Annotated in this window: 16 protein-coding genes and 2 pseudogenes; 9 read left to right on the top strand and 9 right to left on the bottom strand. The window is 69.0% G+C overall.

Annotated features, from left to right (window positions below):
- Positions 1–483 precede the first annotated feature (483 nt).
- The gene (locus AB0O67_RS19110; protein ID WP_365451483.1) at positions 484–801 is read left to right on the top strand and encodes a hypothetical protein; all 318 of its coding nucleotides are present in this window, start codon (positions 484–486) and stop codon (positions 799–801) included.
- 308 nt (positions 802–1109) lie between these two features.
- Here AB0O67_RS19110 and AB0O67_RS19105 read toward each other — a convergent pair whose 3' ends face one another.
- The gene (locus AB0O67_RS19105; protein ID WP_365451481.1) at positions 1110–1487 is read right to left on the bottom strand and encodes a hypothetical protein; all 378 of its coding nucleotides are present in this window, start codon (positions 1485–1487) and stop codon (positions 1110–1112) included.
- Positions 1488–1552: 65 nt separating this feature from the next.
- Between AB0O67_RS19105 and AB0O67_RS19100 the strand changes: the two genes are divergently transcribed.
- Together AB0O67_RS19100 and AB0O67_RS19095 are read left to right on the top strand one after the other, a co-directional pair.
- Positions 1553–1801 carry a hypothetical protein gene (locus AB0O67_RS19100; protein WP_365451479.1) on the top strand — a complete coding sequence of 83 codons (249 nt, stop codon included), beginning with the start codon at positions 1553–1555 and terminating at the stop codon, positions 1799–1801.
- 701 nt (positions 1802–2502) lie between these two features.
- The gene (locus AB0O67_RS19095; RefSeq protein ID WP_365451477.1) at positions 2503–3246 is read left to right on the top strand and encodes a 3-oxoacyl-ACP reductase family protein; all 744 of its coding nucleotides are present in this window, start codon (positions 2503–2505) and stop codon (positions 3244–3246) included.
- A gap of 434 nt (positions 3247–3680) precedes the next feature.
- Here AB0O67_RS19095 and AB0O67_RS19090 read toward each other — a convergent pair whose 3' ends face one another.
- The 3 genes from AB0O67_RS19090 to AB0O67_RS19080 all read right to left on the bottom strand — a co-directional run bounded on the left by AB0O67_RS19090 (position 3681) and on the right by AB0O67_RS19080 (position 6070).
- Positions 3681–4244 carry a hypothetical protein gene (locus tag AB0O67_RS19090; protein WP_365451475.1) on the bottom strand — a complete coding sequence of 188 codons (564 nt, stop codon included), beginning with the start codon at positions 4242–4244 and terminating at the stop codon, positions 3681–3683.
- A gap of 34 nt (positions 4245–4278) precedes the next feature.
- Entirely contained in the window at positions 4279–4725 is a 447-nt protein-coding gene (locus tag AB0O67_RS19085; protein WP_365451473.1) for a hypothetical protein, read from the bottom strand.
- A gap of 208 nt (positions 4726–4933) precedes the next feature.
- Positions 4934–6070, bottom strand: a complete 1137-nt coding sequence (locus tag AB0O67_RS19080; RefSeq protein WP_365451471.1) for a PQQ-dependent sugar dehydrogenase — start codon at positions 6068–6070, stop codon at positions 4934–4936.
- Positions 6071–7010: 940 nt separating this feature from the next.
- Between AB0O67_RS19080 and AB0O67_RS19075 the strand changes: the two genes are divergently transcribed.
- Together AB0O67_RS19075 and AB0O67_RS19070 are read left to right on the top strand one after the other, a co-directional pair.
- Positions 7011–9851, top strand: coding sequence for a carbohydrate-binding protein (locus tag AB0O67_RS19075; RefSeq protein WP_365451469.1), 2841 nt, complete (start codon positions 7011–7013; stop codon positions 9849–9851).
- A 4-nt stretch (positions 9852–9855) separates the two neighbouring features.
- Complete coding sequence (locus AB0O67_RS19070) at positions 9856–12000, top strand: ThuA domain-containing protein (protein ID WP_365451467.1); 2145 nt, start codon at positions 9856–9858, stop codon at positions 11998–12000.
- Positions 12001–12472: 472 nt separating this feature from the next.
- Here the strand turns inward: AB0O67_RS19070 and AB0O67_RS19065 are convergent.
- Positions 12473–13129, bottom strand: a pseudogene (locus tag AB0O67_RS19065) (beta-glucanase); the annotation flags it as partial.
- Positions 13130–13292: 163 nt separating this feature from the next.
- On the opposite strand from AB0O67_RS19065, the gene AB0O67_RS19060 reads away from it, so the two are divergent.
- Positions 13293–13658: a hypothetical protein gene (locus AB0O67_RS19060; RefSeq protein ID WP_365451485.1), complete on the top strand. Its 366-nt coding sequence runs from the start codon at positions 13293–13295 to the stop codon at positions 13656–13658.
- 401 nt (positions 13659–14059) lie between these two features.
- On the top strand, positions 14060–14506 hold the full coding sequence (locus AB0O67_RS19055; protein ID WP_365451465.1) for a cupin domain-containing protein: 447 nt from the start codon (positions 14060–14062) through the stop codon (positions 14504–14506).
- A 10-nt stretch (positions 14507–14516) separates the two neighbouring features.
- On the opposite strand, the pseudogene AB0O67_RS19050 reads toward AB0O67_RS19055, so the two are convergent.
- Together AB0O67_RS19050 and AB0O67_RS19045 are read right to left on the bottom strand one after the other, a co-directional pair.
- Positions 14517–14723, bottom strand: a pseudogene (locus AB0O67_RS19050) ((2Fe-2S) ferredoxin domain-containing protein); the annotation flags it as partial.
- Between the two features lie 40 nt (positions 14724–14763).
- Complete coding sequence (locus AB0O67_RS19045; protein ID WP_365451463.1) at positions 14764–16740, bottom strand: heavy metal translocating P-type ATPase; 1977 nt, start codon at positions 16738–16740, stop codon at positions 14764–14766.
- A 94-nt stretch (positions 16741–16834) separates the two neighbouring features.
- Here AB0O67_RS19045 and AB0O67_RS19040 point away from each other — a divergent pair, with 94 nt between their 5' ends.
- Positions 16835–17221 (top strand): metalloregulator ArsR/SmtB family transcription factor, encoded by a 387-nt coding sequence (locus AB0O67_RS19040; RefSeq protein ID WP_365451461.1) that lies wholly within the window; start codon positions 16835–16837, stop codon positions 17219–17221.
- A 185-nt stretch (positions 17222–17406) separates the two neighbouring features.
- On the opposite strand, the gene AB0O67_RS19035 is transcribed toward AB0O67_RS19040, so the two are convergent.
- Together AB0O67_RS19035 and AB0O67_RS19030 are read right to left on the bottom strand one after the other, a co-directional pair.
- The gene (locus tag AB0O67_RS19035) at positions 17407–17598 is read right to left on the bottom strand and encodes a DUF4253 domain-containing protein (RefSeq protein WP_365451459.1); all 192 of its coding nucleotides are present in this window, start codon (positions 17596–17598) and stop codon (positions 17407–17409) included.
- 379 nt (positions 17599–17977) lie between these two features.
- Positions 17978–20338: a SpoIIE family protein phosphatase gene (locus tag AB0O67_RS19030; protein WP_365451457.1), complete on the bottom strand. Its 2361-nt coding sequence runs from the start codon at positions 20336–20338 to the stop codon at positions 17978–17980.
- A 188-nt stretch (positions 20339–20526) separates the two neighbouring features.
- Here AB0O67_RS19030 and AB0O67_RS19025 point away from each other — a divergent pair, with 188 nt between their 5' ends.
- A complete protein-coding gene (locus AB0O67_RS19025) occupies positions 20527–20658 on the top strand; it encodes a hypothetical protein (RefSeq protein WP_365451455.1) in 132 nt (43 codons plus the stop codon).
- Positions 20659–20718: the final 60 nt, after the last annotated feature.

The following is a 20718-nucleotide window of genomic DNA, read 5'->3' as shown; positions in this document are numbered from 1 at the left end:
CCCCACGCCACGAGCCGGGGAAGACCGTGAAACGAATCGAAACCCTCACCGAACACGTCCGCCTAAAACAGCAGCGAGGTTAATGATCAAGCTTAGACGGCGTGGGAGTACCGGGCGGGAAAGGTCAATGAACGCGATCAGGCCAGAGCCACGGGCAGCGACCTGGAGCGAGGCTGAAGCGTTGTGCCGCCTAGGGACAGGTGACCGGCTCGATCCGGGCTTCGGTGGGACGGTCGGGATGACCGAAGGGTCCTCGCCCGGCGGGGTCTCGCGCGCACGCGCTCACACGCGAGCGCCGATGAGGCAGACAGTCTTTCTGAGTCGCCGTCAGCCGCGGTGACGCTGAAGGGCGGAACATGCCGTCGGCCGGCCAGTATGTGCACCGAATCAGCATCGTGATCAGGGCGATATCTCGTCGGGCTGGCACTACGGGCCCGCTGGTGTGACGGTAACTGGCACGCCCTATCGATATCGAGGTCCATCATGCACGGCCTGGTCTTTGCCGCCCCCTGGCTGGTTCTTGCCTCCACGCTCTGGGCGATGCTGCCGCTCGTCTTCCTCAGGCGGCGACGGGCGGGCGTCATCATCGCCCTCTCGCATCTCATCGTGACAGCGGCCATCACGCGGCCCTGGACGGAGGACTGGTACGGGCGCGACGGAGCGTGGCTGCTGCTTGTCTTCGGTCAGGGCACCCTCGTTGCGCTGGGACGGCTGACTTTCGAACTGAGCCCGCTGGCCGCCCGTCGCCGCCGCGCGACGCCCCGCAGCTCCTCGGCCGCCCGCCTCCAATCACCCGTGTGAGCATCACGGAACCGGTCCTCGGTTCGGCGGGGCCTCGCCTCGCGCGGCACCCGCCTCGACACCGCCAGGGCGGCGGCCTGACAGCAACCCCACGGCCACTCGGCGTTCCCCCGGTCACTGGCCTCCAGGCAGCCATACACAACGAACCTGATCCCAGCACCTCCATGACGATGCGGCGTGCAGGACAACGGTGCCGCGCCGGGTTCGTGGGGGAACTGGTGGGGGGAAGGGGGAACCCGGCGGCACGTTTCCGCCGACGCCCGGGGGCTCGGTGCAGGGTGCCGGTTGGGGTGTCCCCCCCGCGGTGGCTACTGGGGCAACGCGGCCGCGCCTGTGGGAAGTGGCTGTCCGGGTTCCTGGGAAGGCCCGCGACCCGGCCGAGGAGAAGGCCGCGCGGAAGTCCGCTTCCCGCCGCCCTCGAACGTCACGATGGCATGGAGCCCGAAGACGACGAGCCCGGCGCCGACGCCGAGGGCGAGCAGCCACAGCAGGAAGGCCGCCCCCGCCAGGACCGGGCCGCCGACGGCCAGCACCACGCCCACGACCACACTCACGACGATGATCAGCGCGTAGGCCACGGTGACCCAGACCCACAAGCCGCTCGCAAACCCGACCGGCACCAGGATCACCGAGAACGCCACACACCAGTACAGCCCATTACGGAGGCTGTCCTGGACCTCTTCCATCACTCCAACCCCCGGTCACCACTGTCGTCCCCCCGCCGCGGGGCGGCGCCAGTCCGGCCCACGCCTTGTCCGCCCCCAGGGGTACCAGTCTCGCGCCGTACTGCACTCCGTCCGAGACGATCGACTGCCGTCTGCTGCTCAACGGCCAGGACGTGGGCGAGGCGAGCGTGGCCGACCAGCGCAGAAGCCTGATCGTCGACTCGCTGCTGCCCATCGGGGGCGGCGTGCTCATCGCCGGCGGTGCGCTGGTCGTCGGGGTTGCGCGTGTGCGTGAGCATTTCCGGCACGTGAGGTACCTGTTTTGGCGTCGGTGAGCGGTGTCGGGGACCGGGCTCCGACGGTCGGATGGGGCGCAGCGGGTGACTGGGTTCGGACGGTCGTTGAGCGAGTCGTCGCTTGTCTCCTGCGTCGGTTCTGATCGCGGTCGTGTGCATGGCTGGGGGACAGGCTGGGGCGACCCTTGACTGGGCGCTCGCCCATTCCTGACAGGGCGCACCCCGCGAGCTCGCTGACGCGCCATGTACGGCCGGCTCCTATGTCGGGTCTGCTTCTGTTTCGGTGGCAGGCGGGTCGCAGCAGCCACTGTCGCAGTCCGCCGTCCATGCTTCATCTGCTCCGCATCACCCCGCGTGACGTGCATGATGTACAGCTCCTGCAGGGCACCGGCCCTGGGCCCCGCGGGCAGATTCGAAGCCGGATGTGCGGAGTGCACCCGGTTCGAGCTGGTGACAACCCCCCACATGCCACGGCGGACCCGGCCGGCTCCGGACCCGGCCTAAAGCAGTTGATCCCCGTGCTGGTCCTCGCGTGATCCTGTTGCGTAAGCGGAGTTGGTTCATGAGGTGCGCCCGCAGCATTCGCTCCCGAGTGTCCCGCCAACGACATGTGGCGACGGTCGCGGTGAGACGGGACGTCGCAGCGTGTCCTGTTTGCCCTGCAGAGTCGCTGATGGATGGTTGACGCATCCTGCCGCATGCGTAATATTGAGTGGACGCTCAAAAAATAGGAGTTCCCCATGAGTCACCCCCTGCAGGGCAAAATCGCGCTTGTCACGGGCGGATCACGCGGCATCGGCGCTGCCATCGCCCGCCACCTCGCGCAGGCCGGCGCGGCCGTCGCATTCACCTACAACTCCTCCCCAGACCGGGCCGAAGCCCTCGTACGGCAGATCGCGGGCGACGGTGGAACCGCTGTCGCCATCCAGGCGGACGCCTCAGACCGCGCTGCCGCGCGAAGTGCGGTCACCGAGACCGTCCAACAGTTCGGTGGCCTGGACATCGTCGTGAACAGTGCAGGCGCCGGCGGGGTAGGGCCCATCGAAGAGATCACGGACGAGACCTACGACCACGCCGTGGCTGTCAACGTAGGCAGCGTCTTCCACACCACCCGGGAAGCACTGCAGCACATGACGTCCGGCAGCCGCGTCATCACCGTAGGCAGCATCAACGCCGACCGGATCCACTTCGCCGGAGGTACCGTCTACGCACTTACCAAGGCCGCCGTCGCCGGTTTCAGCCGCGCCCTCGCCCGCGAGGTCAGCAGCCGCGGCATCACGGTCAACACCGTTCAGCCCGGTCCGGTGGACACCGACATGAACCCCGCCGACAGCGACTTCGCGAAGATCACTCGACCGCTCATCGCAGCGGGCCGCTACGGCACCGCTGACGAAATTGCGAGTGTGGTCACCTTCCTCGCCGGACCTGACGCCTCATTCATCACGGGCGCCACCATCAACGTCGACGGCGGCTTCGCCGCCTGACCCTTCAGCTGAATGACCAGTTGGTCGGGACACTTGGCAACGCAGCGTGATGTGCCCGGCCTGCACCGACGCCCCGGCCCGCCACGCGTCGCACTCCACGTCGCCCGCCCCCACCCCGGCAGCAGAGACAGGTCGGCGGGGAGGTGGCGACCACCGGTTCCAGCGCGTTGACGCCACAGCCCTCACGTCTCCCGCCCCGGTGAGCAGGGGGCAAGGATCTCGCCGAGGACGCCGTGTGCTCGGCGGTGATGTCGGCGACCCTGCCGACGTCCTCGGCGTCCAGACCATAGGCCCTCGGAGCGTCCGCGACGGCCTGCCGGAGACCGCCTGCAACTGTGGCCGCGCGACGACCCCCGCCATGCCTGTGGGGGAAGCCGCCCGCGTCGTCGACCTCGTTTGCGGACCAGTTCTACCAACCGGCCCCCGCCGACCGCTCAGGGTTGCTTCTCGAGGTCGTTCACCGAGGTCGGTCCCAGCTGCTTGGCGGTGGCGTACTCGGGCATTGTCATGGGTTTGTCGAACAGGAAGAACGACTGGTTGGTGCCGACCGTGAACTCCATGTACGCGCCCGTTGTGGCGTCGAAGCCGTAGTAGGCGTTGCAGGTGGAACCCGAGGTGTAGGTGCCGTCCATGCCGGGCTGTGCGAGGACCGCGACGCCGTTGGACGTGGACTCCACCCTCTCCGTCGGAGTCAGCATCTTGCAGCGCGGCACCGGCAGGCCCTTCATGATGAAGTACCCGTACTCGCCGTCGGCGTTCTGGATGTAGACGTACGAGAGTTTGCCCCGCTTCCCCCACGTCTTGACCCACTGGTTGATCGCTTCGCGGGTCGGGGAGTACTCCATCCGGCCCGCCGGTTGCTGGGCCACGAGGTGGTCGTAGTTGTCCTGCTTGGCCTTGTTCTCCTTGTCCTGGCTGGAGTCGGTGCAGGACGTCAGGGCAAGGCCCACAACGATGGCGACGACGGTGGCCGGGACCATGCGTGCGTACTTCTTCATAGTGTGCTGCCCTCTTCCCTGGGTGAGATGGGGATCAGTTGGTGCACGTCGTGCGCTCGGCGGTGGCATCCAGCCGGTAGGGCAGATCCTTGTCACGCAAGGGCGCGCGGTGCTCCTGGGCGGCCTTCGAGTTGTAGGCGTTGACCGACTCGATCCGCGTGGCCTTCAGCGCGGTGATCGACTGGTCGATCTGCGTCGCGCGAGTCCGCGAAGCGGTCTTCCGCTCCTCCTCAAGCGCCTGGATCGTCCCTTCGGCGTTCTGCACGGCCTCGCACAGATCGAAGAACTCCTCGTACGTGGTCTGGCGGAACTCGCCCGAGCCGACGGTGTTCTCGCGCTTGTCCGCCTCACCGCGGAACGGGGCGGTGATCCACCCCGCGCCGCCGAAGGCGAGCACCCCGACCAAGTACAACACCGCGAGGCCGATGACCCCGACGACGGCCCAAGCCCCTAACCGTGCCCCCTCGCGTACCTGCCCCATGGCCATCTCCCTTCACCGGTGGTTCCGCCGCGTGGAATCACCTTCCGCGATGGAGGACACGACGCCTGGTGAAACGGTTCCGACGGCACGAGCGTCAGGAGGGAGTTACCGGCGCGGTTGAGCCACTGCCGCCATACAGTCGCCTAAGCCCACCTGAAGTGGGCGCTCATACCATGATGACCTGCCCGGCAGCTCCTTCCGGTGGTCGTTACGCCGGGTCGATACGGAAGACGCTGCCGCCGATGGCGAGCACGTACAGTTCGCCATTGCCGCCCTGTGCGAAGGAGATGACCTCGCCGCCGTTGGCTCCTAGGTCGTTCACGCCGGTCACCTTGCCGTTCTGCATCTGCAGGGAGCGGATGGTGCCGTCGCAGTAGTCGCTGTACACGTACTGGCCCTTGAGGGACGGGATCGCCTTGCCCCGGTAGACGTAGCCGCCGGTCACCGAGCAGGCGAAGTTGGTGCGGTCGTACTCGAAGACCGGCGGTACGTGGTTCGCGGGTTCCGTGCCGCCGCGGAAGGGATGCGTGCCCTCCATCTGGCCCCAGCCGTAGTTCTGCCCGCCCTTGCTGCTCGCCGGGGCCCAGTCGATCTCCTCCCAGTCGTTCTGGCCGACGTCACCGAGGAACAGGTCGCCCGTGCCCGAGTCGAAGGAGAACCGCCACGGGTTGCGTAGGCCGTAGGCCCAGATCTCGTCCCGCGCGGCGGGGTCGTTCACGAAGGGGTTGTCCCGCGGGATCGCGTACGGCTTGGCGCCCCTCGGGTCGATGCGCAGAAGCTTGCCGAGCAGCGTGTCGAGGTTCTGTCCGTTGCCGTGCGGGTCGCCGCCCGAACCCCCGTCACCGAGCGCGATGTACAGGTAGCCATCGGGGCCGATCTTGATGTCACCGCCGTTGTGGTTCGGATAGGGCTGCGTCTGGGTGAGGACCGTACGCCGTGTGCGCGGCTGGATCTTGCCGTGCAGAACGGCGAACTCGTCCACGGTGCTGGTGCCTTCGAGGTTCGTGAACGAGATGTAGAAGTGCGCGAACTTCTTGTCGAACGCGATGCCCAGCAGGCCGCGTTCGCCGTCGGTGGTGGTCTCGGCGGATATGTCGAGGACGGGCTTGCCGAGCCCCTTGTCGTGCAGGACCCTCACAGTGCCCGCGCGTTCGGCGATCCAGAGCCTCCCACCAGGACCGGCGGTGCCGGCCGTCGGATTCTGGGCCGTGGCCACGTTCTTGAGGGCGACCTTCGCCGCCTGTCGTGGGGTGGAGGGCTCGTCGGCGGACGCCGCCGTCAGGGCGAGGGAAGCGACGAGACAGACGGTGCCGATGATCGCCGAGCTTCTGGTGCGAACTCTCACCGTGTTCCTCCTAGAGGCGGTGAATCGGCAGGTCGCGCGCTGCTGGGGCGCGTCTTGGAGTGCCGCCGGCGCCAGCACGCAACCTGGTGGGGGGTGTGGGGAGAGAGAACGGTGTGCTATTGGCTGGCTACGGATGAGGATACTGGGACAGTACTGCTTGGTATAGACCAGCTACGTCGGAAACCGCGAATCAACCAAGACGGAGCCCCGTCCCCGAAGTGCAGGGCCCCTTGGGCGGCGTTCCGCCGAGCGCTCGGCCAGCCCGACGATCATGCCCTCGGGGCCGCGGACGCGCCAGGGTCGACAGGTGTCCCCGAACTGCGCGACCTCGCCGATGGATTTGTCGTCCTGGGTCAGCAACGGGTCCCGCTTCCGCCCTTCAGCAAGCTGCCGCTCTGGAGAAGCGACGACCACCGTGACGCCTCTTTCCCGCCCCGGAGCAGCCGCTCCCGACTGCAGGAGAGTCTTTCCAACCGGCAGTTACGCGCTCCGACAGAGCCGGTGCACAGTCTGCTCCCCGCCCCCGCGGGCCCGGTGAACGTCGCTCCTCCTGCGACAGATACGACGTTGGCGTAGGAGGAGCCTTGGGTGGCCGCATGACGCTCTCCGGTCCGCGCCGCAGGCCGACGTCGGTCACACCCGTCTGCACTTGGAGCTCCCGCAAGCCGGACAGAGGGAAACGCACGCCATCAGGGTCATCGAACGGCAAGTCGGCGAAGCGCACGGATGCCTCGAGCTGCGCCCCTCAGTGTCGCGAATTTTGACAGAGCCTTGACAAATTGGCCGGTCGCCGCCAGTGTGCAAATATCTCGCAGAGCCGCACAATCTTTCGTACGAACCGCGCAATATCTCTGCAGTACAGCACCGCTGATCCATGCGGCAAGCGCGGCCGGCGCGCGCCTGCCTGACTTCCCCCACCGTCAGGAAGGAAAGCTCTGTCATGTCTCAGCGCCCTCGCGCAGGGCTACGATGGCTCACCGCACTGGCCCTGATCTTGGCCGGAGTCGCGGTCACCGCGCCCCAACAGGCGGCAGCCGCCCCCGCAGACCTCCCGACCGCCGACTACCAGCAGGTACAACTCGCCACGGGAGCTGCCGAGCTGGGTGAACCCATGTCTCTGGCCGTACTGCCCGACCGCTCCGTGCTGCACACGGCGCGCGACGGCACGATCCGCCTCACCGACACCGCGGGCAACACCAAGCAGGCCGGGAAGCTGGACGTCTACACACACGACGAGGAAGGTCTGCAGGGCGTAGCCGTCGACCCCGCCTTCGCCACGAACCGCTATGTCTACCTCTACTACTCCCCGAAGCTGAACACTCCGGCGGGCGACGCCCCGACCACGGGCAGCGCCGCCGACTTCGAGGCCTGGAAGGGCCACCTCAACCTGTCGCGGTTCACGCTGCGCAGCGACGGCACCCTGGACATGGCCGGTGAGAAGGTCATCCTCGAAGTGCCCAACGACCGCGGCCAGTGCTGCCACGTCGGCGGCGACATCGACTTCGATGCGGCCGGGAACCTCTACCTGAGCACCGGCGACGACACCAACCCGTTCGACTCCTCCGGATACGCGCCGATCGACGAACGCGCCAACCGCAACCCGCAGTTCGATGCCCAGCGCAGCTCCGGCAACACCAACGACCTGCGCGGCAAGGTGCTGCGGATCAAGCCGACCGCCGACGGCGGCTACACCATTCCCCCGGGCAACCTCTTCGCCCCCGGTACCGCGAACACCCGGCCCGAGGTCTACGCGATGGGCTTCAGGAACCCCTTCCGGATGTCCGTCGACAGGGCCACGGGCACGGTCTACCTCGGCGACTACGGTCCTGACGCCGGCGCCACCGACCCCAACCGCGGACCAGGCGGCCAGGTCGAGTTCAACCGCATCACCTCGCCCGGCAACTACGGCTGGCCGTATTGCACCGGCACCAACACCTCCAGCGAGGTCTACAACGAATACACGTTCCCGAGCGGTCCGTCCGGCGCGAAGTACAACTGCGCGGGCGGCCCCACGAACAACTCGTTCCGCAACACCGGTCAGGCCCAGCTGCCGGCCGTCAGGTCCAGCTGGATCAAGTACGGACTGGACGGCTCACCGCCCGAGTTCGGGGGCGGCTCCGAGTCCCCGATGGGCGGCGAGGTCTACCGCTACGACCCCAACTCGACCTCCAACGTGAAGTTCCCGCAGTCCCTTGACGGCCGCTTCTTCGCCGCCGAGTACGGCCGCCAGTGGATCAAGGCGATCGAGGTCGAAAGCGACGGTACGTACGGCACCATCGAGGACGTTCCCTGGAACGGCACGCAGGTGATGGACACCGACTTCGGGCCCGACGGCGCGCTGTACGTCCTGGACTACGGCACCGGCAGCAACAACGCGGGCCTGTACCGCATCGAGTACATCGGTGGCAGCAACCGCAACCCGATCGCGCAGGCCTCCGCGGACCGCACCTCCGGTGCCCTGCCGCTGACCGTGCGGTTCTCCTCGCAGGGCAGCTCCGACCCCGAGGGCGGGGCGCTGAGCTACTCCTGGAACTTCGGCGACGGCACGACGTCCACGCAGGCCAGCCCCAGCCACACCTACACCACCGCGGGCACCTATCGCCCTACCCTCACGGTCCGTGATCCACAGGGCCTGACCGGAACCGCCAGCCTGGTGGTCACCGCGGGCAACACCGCGCCGACGGTGACCCTGCAACAGCCACCGGACGGGCAGTTGTTCTCCTTCGGAGACACAGTGCCCTTCAGAGTGCAGGTCAGCGACCCCGAGGACGTCACGATCGACTGCTCCAAGGTGAAGGTCACCTATCTCATCGGCCATGACAGCCACACCCACGCCATCACCTCCACCAACGGCTGCCAGGGCAACCTCACCGTCCCGGCCGACGGCGAACACGACAGTGCCGCGAACCTCTACGGCGTCTTCGACGCCGAGTACACCGACGAGGATGGCCTGACCACGCACTCGGTGCGCACCCTGCAGCCCCGCCATCGCCAGGGCGAGCACTTCGGTGCCCAGTCCGGCGTCCAGACGGCCGACCACGCCAACGCCGAGGGCGGCAGGACCGTCGGCTTCACCGACGACGGCGACTGGATCTCCTTCAAGCCCTATGTCCTCGCGGGCGCCACGAAGTTCACCGCCCGAGTGGCCTCCGCCGGAGCGGGCGGCAGGATCGAGGTGCGCGCGGGTTCCGCCACCGGAAGCCTGCTGGGCACCGCGACCGTGCCGGTGACCGGCAGCTGGGAAACCTTCACCGACGTCTCCGCCAACCTCGCCGGCGCGCCCTCCGGCACCACCGAGCTGTTCCTGGTGTTCCGTGGCCCGACCGGTCAGGGCAATCTGTTCGACGTCGACGCCTTCACCCTCGGCACCGGCTCCACCACGACCACGCCGTGGGAGGCGGAGTCGTACAGCTCCGCCTCGGGCGTCCAGTCCGCCGCGCACGGCGCGGCCAGCGGAGGGCTGACCCTGGGCTACATCGACAACGGCGACTGGGCCGGCTACGCCTCCGTCTCCACCGCGGGAGCCACCTCCGCCTCCGCGAGGGTCTCCTCCGCGGGCGCCGGCGGCACCCTCCAGTTCCGTTCCGGGTCACCGACCGGGCCGCTGCTCGGCTCGGTGACGGTGCCGGTGACCGGCAGCTGGGACACGTTCACCACCGTCAACGCCACGCTCAACGGCACCGGAACGGGCCCGCTGTTCCTCACCTTCACCGGAGGTTCCGGCAGCCTCTTCGACGTCGACACCTTCACGCTTGCCTCCTCGACGAAACGGAAGGGGTGATGACATGACCACCCTCCTACGGCGCCTGCGCCGTGGCGGCGCAGCCCTGATCCTGGCCCTGCTGGGTAGCCTGATCGTCCCTGCGGGCACGGCGCACGCGGCCTCGTTCGAGATCCTGGTGTTCGCCAAGACCGCGGGATTCCGCCACGACGCGATTCCGGCCGGCATCGACGCCCTGCGCACCCTCGGCCAGCAGAACGACTTCACGGTCACGGCCACCGAGGACGCCGGAGCCTTCACAGCCGGCAATCTCGCGAACTACGAGGCGGTGGTGTTCCTCAACACCACCGGTGACGTCCTCAACTCCACCCAGCAGACGGCTCTGCAGTCCTACGTCGACTCCGGCGGCGGCTACCTCGGCGTGCACGCGGCGGCCGACACCGAGTACGACTGGCCGTACTACGGACAGCTCGTCGGCGCCTGGTTCCAGAGCCACCCCGCCATCCAGCGGGCCACGATCAGAAACGAGGACCGAACCCACCCCGCCACCTCGCACCTGGGCGCGACCTGGACCCGTACCGACGAGTGGTACAACTACCGCGCCAACCCGCGTCCCGACGTGCACGTCCTGCAGACCCTGGACGAAAGCAGCTACAGCGGCGGCTCGATGGGCGCCGACCACCCCATCACCTGGTGCCACAGGCAGGGCCAGGGCCGTTCCTTCTACACCGGGCTCGGCCACACCATCGAGTCCTACGCCGACCCGGCCTTCCGTTCCCTGCTGCTGGGCGCGGTGCGGTACGCGGCCGGACAACTCGCTGCGAACTGCTCGGTTCCGGCCGGCACCGTACAGGTCGAGGCCGAGTCGTACACGACCGGCTCCGGCGTCCAGACGGCCGCGCACGCCCCCGCCAGCGGCGGTCAGACCCTCGGCTACATCGACAACGGAGACTGGGCGGGCTACTCCTCCGTCTCCACGGCCGGGGCGAAGACCTTCACGGCGAAGGTGTCGTCCGCGGGCGCGGGCGGCACCATCGAGATCCGCTCCGGATCGGCCACCGGAACCCTGCTCGGCTCGGTGGCCGTGCCGGTGACCGGCGGCTGGGAGACCTTCACCACCGTCACGACGACCCTGACGGGATCCGCCACCGGACCGCTGTTCCTGAGATTCACGGGCGGTGGCGGTGCCCTGTTCGACATCGACACCTTCAGCCTCGGCGCCGAGTCCGTCTCCGCCCCTCTGGCCGACGGCGTACATCTCTTCTACTACCCGTGGTACGGCAGCCCGGCGGTCAACGGCGGCTGGCGGCACTGGCAACAGGGCGGCCGCACCCCGCCCGACGACGTCGGCGCCGACTTCTACCCAGCGCTCGGCCCGTACGACTCGGGTGACTACGAAGGCACCGTGGCTCAGCACATGGAATGGGTCGCCCGCTCGGGCGCCGGCGTGATCGTCTACAGCTGGTGGGGCCGGGGCAGCTACGAGGACCGGCTCGTGCAGGGTGTGCTCGACGCCGCGCACCAGCAGGGCATCCAGGTGGCCTGGCACCTGGAGCCGTACGCGGGCCGCACCGCTACCTCGACGGTCGCCGACATCGAGCACATCAACCGCACCTATGGCAGCCACCCGGCCTTCCACCGCTCGTCGGAGCACGGCGGCAAGAGCGCCTTCTACGTGTTCCAGAGCCTGGACATCACCGACTGGACGGCGCTGGACCAGGTCACGGACACCAGCATCGTCCTCGCCCAGACCACCGACACCAGCAAGATCGCGCACTTCTCCGGCATGTACACCTACGACGGCATCGCGGGGGCGACCGCACCCGGCTGGAAGCACGCGGGCGACTACGCCCGCGCGAACGGACTGATCTGGGCCCCGTCCGTCGCGCCCGGCTACGTCGACGACCGGGCGGTGCCCGGCAACTCCACGCCCACCGTGGAGCGGGCGAACGGCGCGGCCTACGACCGGCAGTGGACCAACGCCCTCGACCCGGCGATCGGCGGTTCACCGTCGTGGGTGTCGGTGACCTCTTTCAACGAGTGGCATGAGGGGAGTTCCATCGAGCCCGCCGACTCGACACCGCCGGGCGGTCATGGCTACCTGACGTACGACGGGGCCTACGGACTGAACGGCCAGGCAGCGGAGACGGCCTACCTGGACCGAACCGCGTACTGGGCGAGCCGCTTCCGGGCGGCAGCTCGGGGCTGATGCGGCAGAGCCCGTGTACCTATGAGGGCGTCCGGCCGGTGTAGGCGGGCCGGACGCCCTTGACACGGAGTGGAAGAAGCGCCCCGCCATCGGGCCGTCGTCCAGGCCTGGTACGAGCTCGGGCCATAGCCGGGTGGGCAGGCACATGATCATGTTCGCCGAGCCATTGATCGCCGTGGGCCGCCTGCAGGCCCTCGTCGAGCCCGAGGCCCTGGCCGCCGGCGAGGTACACCGCAGTCGCCTTCGTGCCAGACCGAATCCGGGCCCCACGCGGCCCGCATCGCCGTGCAGGATTTCTCCGTGTGCGCGCCTTTGCGGCTGCTCGACACGTTCGCCGTTCCGAACTCGTTGTGCTGCCGGCTTTGTCCCAGGCCGGCGATGACCGCGGCGGGACAGCCACGCCGCTAAGACGTTGCCCAGTTCCTCCATGTGCCTGGGAGAGCGATCGCAGCTCGCGTTCGGCGTGATCCCGTGGACGCCGCACCACCAGACTCGCGACCTCGAACGACATCTCCTCGATGCCGTCCTGCGGCGGTGGGTGATAACGCCCCGCACACACGGAGATGTTGACGATGAGATAGGCGCGCCACTGGCTGCCCACCCCTCGCCCGTCGGCGAACGCCCGGGTCCCGTCGACCCACCAGACCACGGAGCGGGCGCCGAAGTCGACACGCAGATCCAGGCACGCCCCGGGCGAGATCGCTTCGCTCCTGTAGGAGTGGCCGGTGTCACGGACGTGGTTGCTGAGTTCCAGCAGATCGGGGTTGTCGGGGTGGTACTCGAAGATGTCGATCTCCTGGTTACCGTCCCGCCAGGTCCAGATGGCCGGCCAGGCCCCGATCTCCCGTGGAAGGCGTACGCGCGCCTCTAGCACGTCGCCCGCTTGGACGAGGAACCCTTCCTGACCTCCCTCGGTGGTGATCAGTCCCGTGTTCCATCTGCCGTCTGACCGGCGTGTGGCCAGGAACCTTCCCTGCCGGCAGTACGAAGGATCGGGCACGAGGTAGTCGAGCTTGTCGTCGGCGGGGTTGATGGGGCCGCCGCCTGGATAGGCCCACGAGCGGCCGGCCACCCACTGCCGGGAACGGTACGACGTCTTGGCCGCCTCAGCCGCCGCTGTGGCGGTGATGGCCGGGAGTTCGACGGTTGCCCGGCTCACTTCTTCTTCACGCCCCCGTTCCAGATCAGTTTGGCGATGTTCGGCTTCACGGCCGTCGCGATGACGCCCATGGCCGTCCGGACGTACCGCCGCTCCTCCAGCTCGCGGCGACCCGGCCACCCTCCCCGGCCGCCTGATCGACGCGGTGACGGGCCTGTGGGAGGACGCCGACTTCCTCCAGTTGACCGCTCAGGGGGACGAGGCCGCCAAGGTGATACGCGAATACCTTGAACGTGAGCTGCTGGACCGGCTCGGTGAATTTCTCGGCGGCCGGGACGCGACTGCCCGCGCCATGGCCGTGGTGACCATCCTCGGCCTCATCTACACCCGCTGTCTCAATCCCCTCCCCACCCCCGCCGCCCTCACCCCGTTCGAGACTCGCCACATCCTCACCCCAGCGCTGCGCGCGGCACTGACCCCGCGTTCGCGCACCGCCGTGACCACCCAGGCAGGCCGTCGGGGCTCGCCGACGTCCGGTGTCGGGGCCGTCCGGTCGTGACCACCTCGACACCGCCGGTGCGGCAAGCGCCGTAGGAGGCGGTGCACGGAGGTCCTCGTGAGGCGGCGGTCATGGCGCTGAACTCCTCCGTCGTGGCAGCCGTCCAGCCTCGCCTCGAGTCGCCCGAAGATGAGCCGTGACCACGGTGTATGGCCTGACGGTTCGGTGCCGTGGAAGAGGCCCTCGACCTCCGCGTCTTCCGGCCTGGGGCTCAGCCGTCGCTCACAGGGCCGCTGCATGAAGGCTGAGCAAGAGCCCGAGTTCCGACTGCGTTCGATCCTGCTGCTCCCGGATTGTGGCGGCCGCCGACGTGGGGCAGGCTGGTTTTTGGGGACCGGCGTGTCACGGATGGGGGCTTTGGCTGATCGTCCACTCCAGGCAGGCTTGCGGAGGTGTGTTCCATGTCAGACGAGAACCCGGCCGACGTCCCCCCTGCCGAGGGGCACGAGGTCTCGCTGCCGCCGGAGGTCCAGTTGCTGCAGGAAGTCACCCCGCCCTTCCTCCCTGAAGGCGGATCGGCCATGACGATCCTCGTCGAGTGGCCTCCTGGTCATCCCGGGCTCCCTCCGCATCGCCACTCGGGGCCGGCCTTCGGCTACGTGATGGAAGGCGCGCTCCGCTTCGAGCTCGAAGGTGAGCCGGAGCGCGTGATCAATGCCGGTGAGACGTTCTGGGAGCCGGGCGGTGACGTGATCCACTACCAGGACGGCAACCCTCAGTCGGACGCACCGAACAGGTTCATCGTGACCATGCTGTGCGCGCCGGGTCAGCCCATGCTCACGTTGGTCGACGACGAGGAGCTGAAGGAACGGGCGCACCTGCGCGCCCCTCGTCCCACCGAAGGCTGAGGATGCGGGCGGGTCGTCCGCCGTTCTCGCGGCCGGCGGCCGAAGGCTGGACCACGACGACGTCGGCGTGCTCGCAGGCGTCGAGTCGACCGGTGACCCGCACGGTCGCGGTGCCGTCGAGTGCTTGACGCATATCGCGGAGCTGGGCGGCGTGATGGAGGCCGGGGGCCTTCGGCGCGCCGCAGCGGCAGCCGCGACAGACCGTGGCAGTGGGCCGTGCCGTCCCGAGGCGGCGGCACGAGGAACGCCGCTTTTGCTCACGCGGGGTCCTTGGCGAGACGAGGCCAGGCAGCCTCGCGCAGCAGACGCAGCCCGTTGAGGCCGACGATGACGGTGGAGCCTTCGTGTCCGGCGACCCCCAGAGGCAGCGGGAGCGTGCCGATCAGGTCCCAGGCGACGAGGAGGGTGATGAAGGTCCCAGCGATGGCGAGGTTCTGGACCACGAGGCGACGGGCGGTACGGGAGAGGGCGACGACGGCAGGGATTGTGGCGAGTTCGTCGCGGACGACGACAGCGTCCGCGGTTTCCAGGGCGAGGTCGGAGCCGGCCTTGCCCATCGCGATCCCGGAGTGAGCGGCGGCCAACGCGGGAGCGTCGTTGACGCCGTCACCGACGACCAGCACCCGGCGTCCCCGCGCTTCCCACTCCCTGACGGCGTCCACCTTCTCCTGGGGCAGCAACCCGGCACGGACCTCGGTGATGCCCACCTCAGCCGCCAGACGCTGGGCGGCGCGCGCGTTGTCGCCCGTCAGCAGCACCGGGGCACGGCCGGTCAGGGCGGTAAGGGCGGCGACGGTAGCGGCCGCGTCCGGACGAAGCCGGTCCGCGATGCCCAGCGCCCCCACGGGTACCCCGTCGCGGAAAACGGCGACAGCGGTGCGTCCAGCTTCCTCCAACTCGGCCACGGACTCGCGGTATGGCTGGTGGGCAGCGGCAGGCAGGAGGCGGGAGGGAGATCCGATCTGGATGTGGTGGCCGTCGATGGTGGCGGTGACGCCCTGGCCGGGGACGGAGGCGAAGTCGACGGCGGCGGCGAGGGGCAGCTCCCGTTCGTGGGCGGCGTCGACGACGGCACGGGCCAGGGGGTGCTCGCTCCGGTGCTCGGCGGAGGCGGCCAGGACCAGGAGGGCGGTCTCGTCCAGCCCACTGCCCGGCAGGGGGCGGATGTCGGTGACGCGGGGGGTGCCTTCGGTAAGGGTGCCGGTCTTGTCGAGGGCGACGGCGTTGATCTGGCCGAGGCGTTCCATGACGACGGCGGACTTGGCCAGCACGCCATGGCGGCCGGCGTTGGCGATCGCGGACAGCAGCGGCGGCATCGTGGACAGGACCACGGCGCATGGGGACGCGACGATCATGAAGGTCATCGCCCGCAACAGGGCTGACTGGAGCTCGCCGCCGAAGGCGAGCGGGACGGCGAAGACGGCAAGGGTCGCCATCACCATGCCGATCGAATACCGCTGCTCGACCTTCTCGATGAAGAGCTGAGTAGGAGCCTTGGTCTCGGACGCTTCCTCGACCATCTTGACGATCCGCGCGATCACCGAGTCTGCCGGGTCACGCTCGACGCGCACCCGCAGGGCGCCGGTGCCGTTGACGGTGCCGGCGAACACCTCGTCCCCGGCCTCCTTGGCCACCGGCAGCGGCTCGCCGGTGATGGTCGCCTGATCGACGTCACTGGCCCCGTCGACGACCTGCCCGTCGGCGCCGACTCTCTCGCCCGGCCGGACCAGGATGGTGTCTCCGACGGCGAGCATCTCCGCGTCGACGGTTTCCTCGGTGCCGTCGGGCAGCAGCCGGGTGGCGGTGGTGGGAGCAAGGTCGAGCAGGCCGCGCACCGAGTCGGCGGTACGAGCGGTGGCGACGGCCTCCAGGGCACCCGAGGTGGCGAAGATGACGATCAGCAGGGCGCCGTCGAGGACCTGCCCGATCGCGGCGGCGCCGAGCGCCGCGACGACCATCAGCAGATCCACATCCAAGGTCTTGTCCTTGAGTGCCTTCAGCCCTTCCCATCCCGGCTCCCACCCGCCCGTGACGTAGGTGGCGGCGAACAGGGTCCCCCACAGCCACGCCGGGGTGCCCAGCAGGTAGAGGGGCAGGGCGAGCAGGAACAGCAGCAGGGCAGTGAGCGCCCACCGGGCTTCCGGCAGCGCCAGAACGCGCGTCCGGCGCCGTGACGCCGATGGCCGCACGCCGACAGCAGGCGGCGCGGGCCGCTGATCCAGGACAGAAGGCATGACAAATCAACCCTTCACGGGTGGGCGGGGCGTACGCACGCACCATACATGAATAGCTGAATAGGTCTTCATGTATGGTCGCTATGATGGACGCATGGGCCACAGCAGCGACGCCACCAGCAGAGCCACCACCCGCGAGCGCCTCGATGCCGTGGGCACCGCGGATGTCGCCGCCACCCTTCAGGCGCTGGCCACACCCTCGCGGCTGCACATCCTGGCTCGACTCCAGGAGGGGCCCTGTTCCGTCAGCGACCTCGCGGAGGCCGTCGGAATGGAGGCGTCGGCCTGCTCCCACCAGCTGCGCCTGCTGCGCAACCTCGGCCTGGTCGCCGGTGAGCGTCATGGCCGGTCGATCATCTACGCCCTCTACGACAACCACGTCGCGGAGCTCCTGGAGCAGGCCCTGTACCACGTCGAACACCTGCGGCTGGGCGTCCGCGACGTCCCGACCGAACACGCTGAGCCGGTCGCTGCGGACTGAGGCGAGATTGCGGCTCCAGGGGTCGTTCCCCTGACAACACGCCCGCTGCTGCGTGCTGTCGCGTGGGGCCCACCATCAGCCCCCCGAGTCGGCGTCCGACCTGGGGGCAACGGCCTGATCCGCGCTTACTGCTCCGCGTTCAACGGCCTCCCGATCCAAGGAAGAAGGCAGCCTGGCCGTCATGCCTAATCCCACCAGAACGACCAGGACGTCCGCCCCACGAGGTCCGTCGCGTACTGGGGGAATGGTGTGGGCGGGTCGTCGACGATGTTGTTCGCGGTCGACAGTACGTGTTCCAGCGCGAGCAGGTTCACGTGCTCGGCTGCGACGGGAGGTCTCGCCACCGAGACGTGCAGCTCGCTCCCGAACACCCCCACGCCACGGTTCGACTCCCTCAGGTGCCGGGGACGGCGTCGGGTCCTGCCACAGAGGCAGCCGCCTGCGGCGGTACTCGACGAAATCTGCGGCCAGCACCTCCTCCAAGCGGACGGCGTCCACCCGGTCCAGAGTGAGCGCTCTGCCCATGGCGCCGGGCCAGCACAGCAGCGGAACCACACCGTGGGCTCGTTGTTCGCGCAGCAGATGAGGCCACAACCGTTGCACGTCATCAGGCAGTTCGTCAGAGACCCATACCCTTACGGAGCCACAAGACAGAAACCGGCCGGGAGGCAGACCATCGGGCAAGGCTGCGCAGTTGACCCGGCCTCGCAGTGCGCGGCCCCTGTCAGGCCGTTACTCCTTTGTAGGCGACCTGGGTTATGGAGATGCCGCCGACGCTCCCGTCGGCTGTTCTGCCCAGACGGTTTTTCGATGGGGCTGGTAGCGGGTGCCCCATTGGTCGGCGAGGGTGGCGACGATGTGCAGGCCTCGGCCTGTCTCGTCGATGGTGCGGGCGTGTTTGACCTGCGGGGCGCTGGCCGCGGTGTCGGTGACTTCGCAGGTCAGCTTCTGCTGGTGGAGCAGGCGGAGTCGTAGGGGCGGGGTGCCGTACCGGACAGCGTTGCTGACGAACTCGCTGACGATGAGTTCGGTGATGAACGCGGTTTCCTCGTCCACCTTCCAGGCGTCCAGTTGGCGGCGGGTGGCGGCGCGGGCGATCGGTGCGGCCTCGGGCCCTGCGGGGAGGTCGCAGGTCAGTACCTGGTTGGCAGGCAGTGCTCTGGGGCGGGCGAGGAGGAGGAGTGTCTCGCCGGTGGGGTGGTGGTGGGTGAGCGCGTCGGCGAGGGTGTCGCGTATGTGCGGCAGGGGCGTCGCGGAGGTGCGGTGCAGGAGCGGCCGCAGGGAGCCGCTGGGTGCCAGGAGCTGGTCGGTGAGGGTGGCTGTGCCGATGGCCAGCGTGGTTCCTTCGGGGATGCTGACAGTGGTGGCGGGGAAGGGGGCGTTGTCCGCTTCGGCGAGCGGGGGGCCCGGCGGGACGGACAGGTCGGCGGGAGTGCCGTCGGGGAAGATCACGACCGGTTCGGGGAGACCGGAGCGGGCGATGGTGCAGGTGAGTTCGACCGGGTCGTGGAGGGCGATGATGCAGCCGGCGACGAGCGGTTCGCCGTGGAGGGGGTCGGAAGGGGGCAGTGCGGCGCGTGCGGCGACGAGACGGGCCGTGGTGTCGCTCAGGCGGGCAAGCAGTTCGTCCGGCTCCAGATCCAGGGCGGCGAGTGTATGGAGCGCTGTGCGCAGCAGTCCCATGGTGACGGCGGCGGCGATGCCCTGCCCTGCCACGTTGCCGACGATCAGCGCGGTCCGCGCGCTCGGCAGGGCGATCGTGTCGAACCACGTGCTGCCGCCCTTCGGGTCGGCGTGGTGCACTGAGGCGATCTCCACCGTGGCCTGCGCGGTGGGCTGCTGGGGCAGGAGCCTGCGCTGGACGGTCGACGCGATCATCCATTCGCGCATGAAGAGGCGGGCGTTGTTGATGCAGAGCGCCGCGTGCGCGCACACCGCGTAGGCCACCGTGATGTCGTCCTGCTCGAAGGGGTCCTGCTGGCGGCCACGGTAGAGGCTGACGACGCCCAGGGTCTGCCCGTGCATCGCCAGTGGCGCGACGATCAGGGAGTGGGCGCCGGACCGCTCGATGATGTCGGCTCGTTCGGGGTCGGCGGCCTGCCATGAGCTGTTCTTCTCGAGAGGGACGAGGCGGGGCCGGAGGTCGGACAGGACGTGCGAGAAGGGGGTGCCGGCCGGCAGGGGGCGCACGACTGCGGTCGGGTGACTCCCGATGTCGCCGCGGAAGGCGGCTCGGCGCAGGGGGAGGTCCGGCTGGACGGGGGCGGGGGGAGGGTCTTCCCCGCGGATGACGTCTTCGATCACCTCGACATCGGCGACGTCGGCGAAGGCGGGCACCACGGCCTCCACCAGTTCCTGGCAGACGTGCATCACGTTCAGCCGGTGCCCCACGCGTGTCCGGACCGCTTCCAGGAGGGCGAGACGGCGCTGTGCGTTCTCCCGTTCGGTGATGTCGACCGTGTACGCCACCACTCCGATGGCATCGCCTCGGGAGTCCGCCAGGCGGAAGTAGGAGACGGATGCGGTGCGGCTTCGAGGCTCGCCCGGTGCTCTCAGGACTCGGACGGTCCGGTTCACTTCCGGCTTGCCGCTGTTCAGGACCCGTCGCGCCACGACGGCTTCTTGCTCGGCGTCCTCAAATGCACACGCCTCGGTGAAGTGCCTGCCCGGCAGGTGCCCCGCATGCCCCGCAGAGGTGTCGCGCAGCCAGCCGACGGCGCTGCTGGTGCGGACCACGCGTAGTTGGTCGTCGAGGACGAGCAGTCCCACCGGGGAATGGGCGAACACGGCTTCCAGGATCGCAAGGTCCTGCCCCGGCACCTCCCTTCCCGACGCTTCGTGCTCGGGTGTGTTCTGTCCCGGTGCGGTGTCCCGCGCCACGCGCACCTGCCAGAGCACGGAGGTGCCGTGCAGCACCGGCTTGACCTGGATCGCGCTGGTGTCCGGGAGTCCTTCCCGTCGCTGTTCGCCGTCGGTGGTGGGCTCACGCAGGAGCGCGGTCACGGACCGGCCGACGGCCTGGTCGACGGACCACCCGAACAGCTCCTCGGCGGGGCGTCTCCACTCGACCACCCGGCCGTCTTCGTCGACGAGCGCGAGCACCTCATCGTTGGGCATTTCGAAGGCACCTCCGCTTCCATCCCTGCCCGCCCCGTGCCGGCGAGGGGAACGCTCGTCCGGCAGCCGAACCGACCGGTTCAGCCCGCCTCCCGCCAGGTCCGTCACGTACTTCAACTGTAGGTCCTGATCTTGAACGTGCCCGGTGTGGCGCGTCGGATGCCCGGACGCCGGGGAGGAGGTCGCCGGTGCTGACGGTCTCCGCCCTGAGCGCTGGGCTGTCGGCCTCCCGCACGGCGGGCGAGCACGATCGGGCCCGGTGCCAGACGGGGTCGACGGTGGCGGCGCGGCTGGCGGAGGCGTCGGTGATGACCGGCTGAGCCCGCTCAGTCCGCGGGTGGTGAGCGAGGGCAGGAGGGCGAGTCGGCCGACCCGATGAG

The organism is Streptomyces sp. NPDC086077, assembly GCF_040686175.1.
Lineage (GTDB): Bacteria > Actinomycetota > Actinomycetes > Streptomycetales > Streptomycetaceae > Streptomyces.
Note: the sequence above shows the minus strand (reverse complement) of the source record. Positions and strands in the feature narration are given on the sequence as shown.

What these genes read in the sequence shown, in the direction of transcription:
- AB0O67_RS19110 (WP_365451483.1), top strand. Translation starts at nt 484, where the DNA reads ATGCACGGCCTGGTCTTTGCCGCCCCCTGGCTGGTTCTTGCCTCCACG.
- AB0O67_RS19105 (WP_365451481.1), bottom strand. Translation starts at nt 1,487, where the DNA reads ATGGAAGAGGTCCAGGACAGCCTCCGTAATGGGCTGTACTGGTGTGTG.
- AB0O67_RS19095 (WP_365451477.1), top strand. Translation starts at nt 2,503, where the DNA reads ATGAGTCACCCCCTGCAGGGCAAAATCGCGCTTGTCACGGGCGGATCA.
- AB0O67_RS19090 (WP_365451475.1), bottom strand. Translation starts at nt 4,244, where the DNA reads ATGAAGAAGTACGCACGCATGGTCCCGGCCACCGTCGTCGCCATCGTT.
- AB0O67_RS19085 (WP_365451473.1), bottom strand. Translation starts at nt 4,725, where the DNA reads ATGGGGCAGGTACGCGAGGGGGCACGGTTAGGGGCTTGGGCCGTCGTC.
- AB0O67_RS19075 (WP_365451469.1), top strand. Translation starts at nt 7,011, where the DNA reads ATGTCTCAGCGCCCTCGCGCAGGGCTACGATGGCTCACCGCACTGGCC.
- AB0O67_RS19070 (WP_365451467.1), top strand. Translation starts at nt 9,856, where the DNA reads ATGACCACCCTCCTACGGCGCCTGCGCCGTGGCGGCGCAGCCCTGATC.
- AB0O67_RS19055 (WP_365451465.1), top strand. Translation starts at nt 14,060, where the DNA reads ATGTCAGACGAGAACCCGGCCGACGTCCCCCCTGCCGAGGGGCACGAG.
- AB0O67_RS19045 (WP_365451463.1), bottom strand. Translation starts at nt 16,740, where the DNA reads ATGCCTTCTGTCCTGGATCAGCGGCCCGCGCCGCCTGCTGTCGGCGTG.
- AB0O67_RS19040 (WP_365451461.1), top strand. Translation starts at nt 16,835, where the DNA reads ATGGGCCACAGCAGCGACGCCACCAGCAGAGCCACCACCCGCGAGCGC.
- AB0O67_RS19030 (WP_365451457.1), bottom strand. Translation starts at nt 20,338, where the DNA reads ATGCCCAACGATGAGGTGCTCGCGCTCGTCGACGAAGACGGCCGGGTG.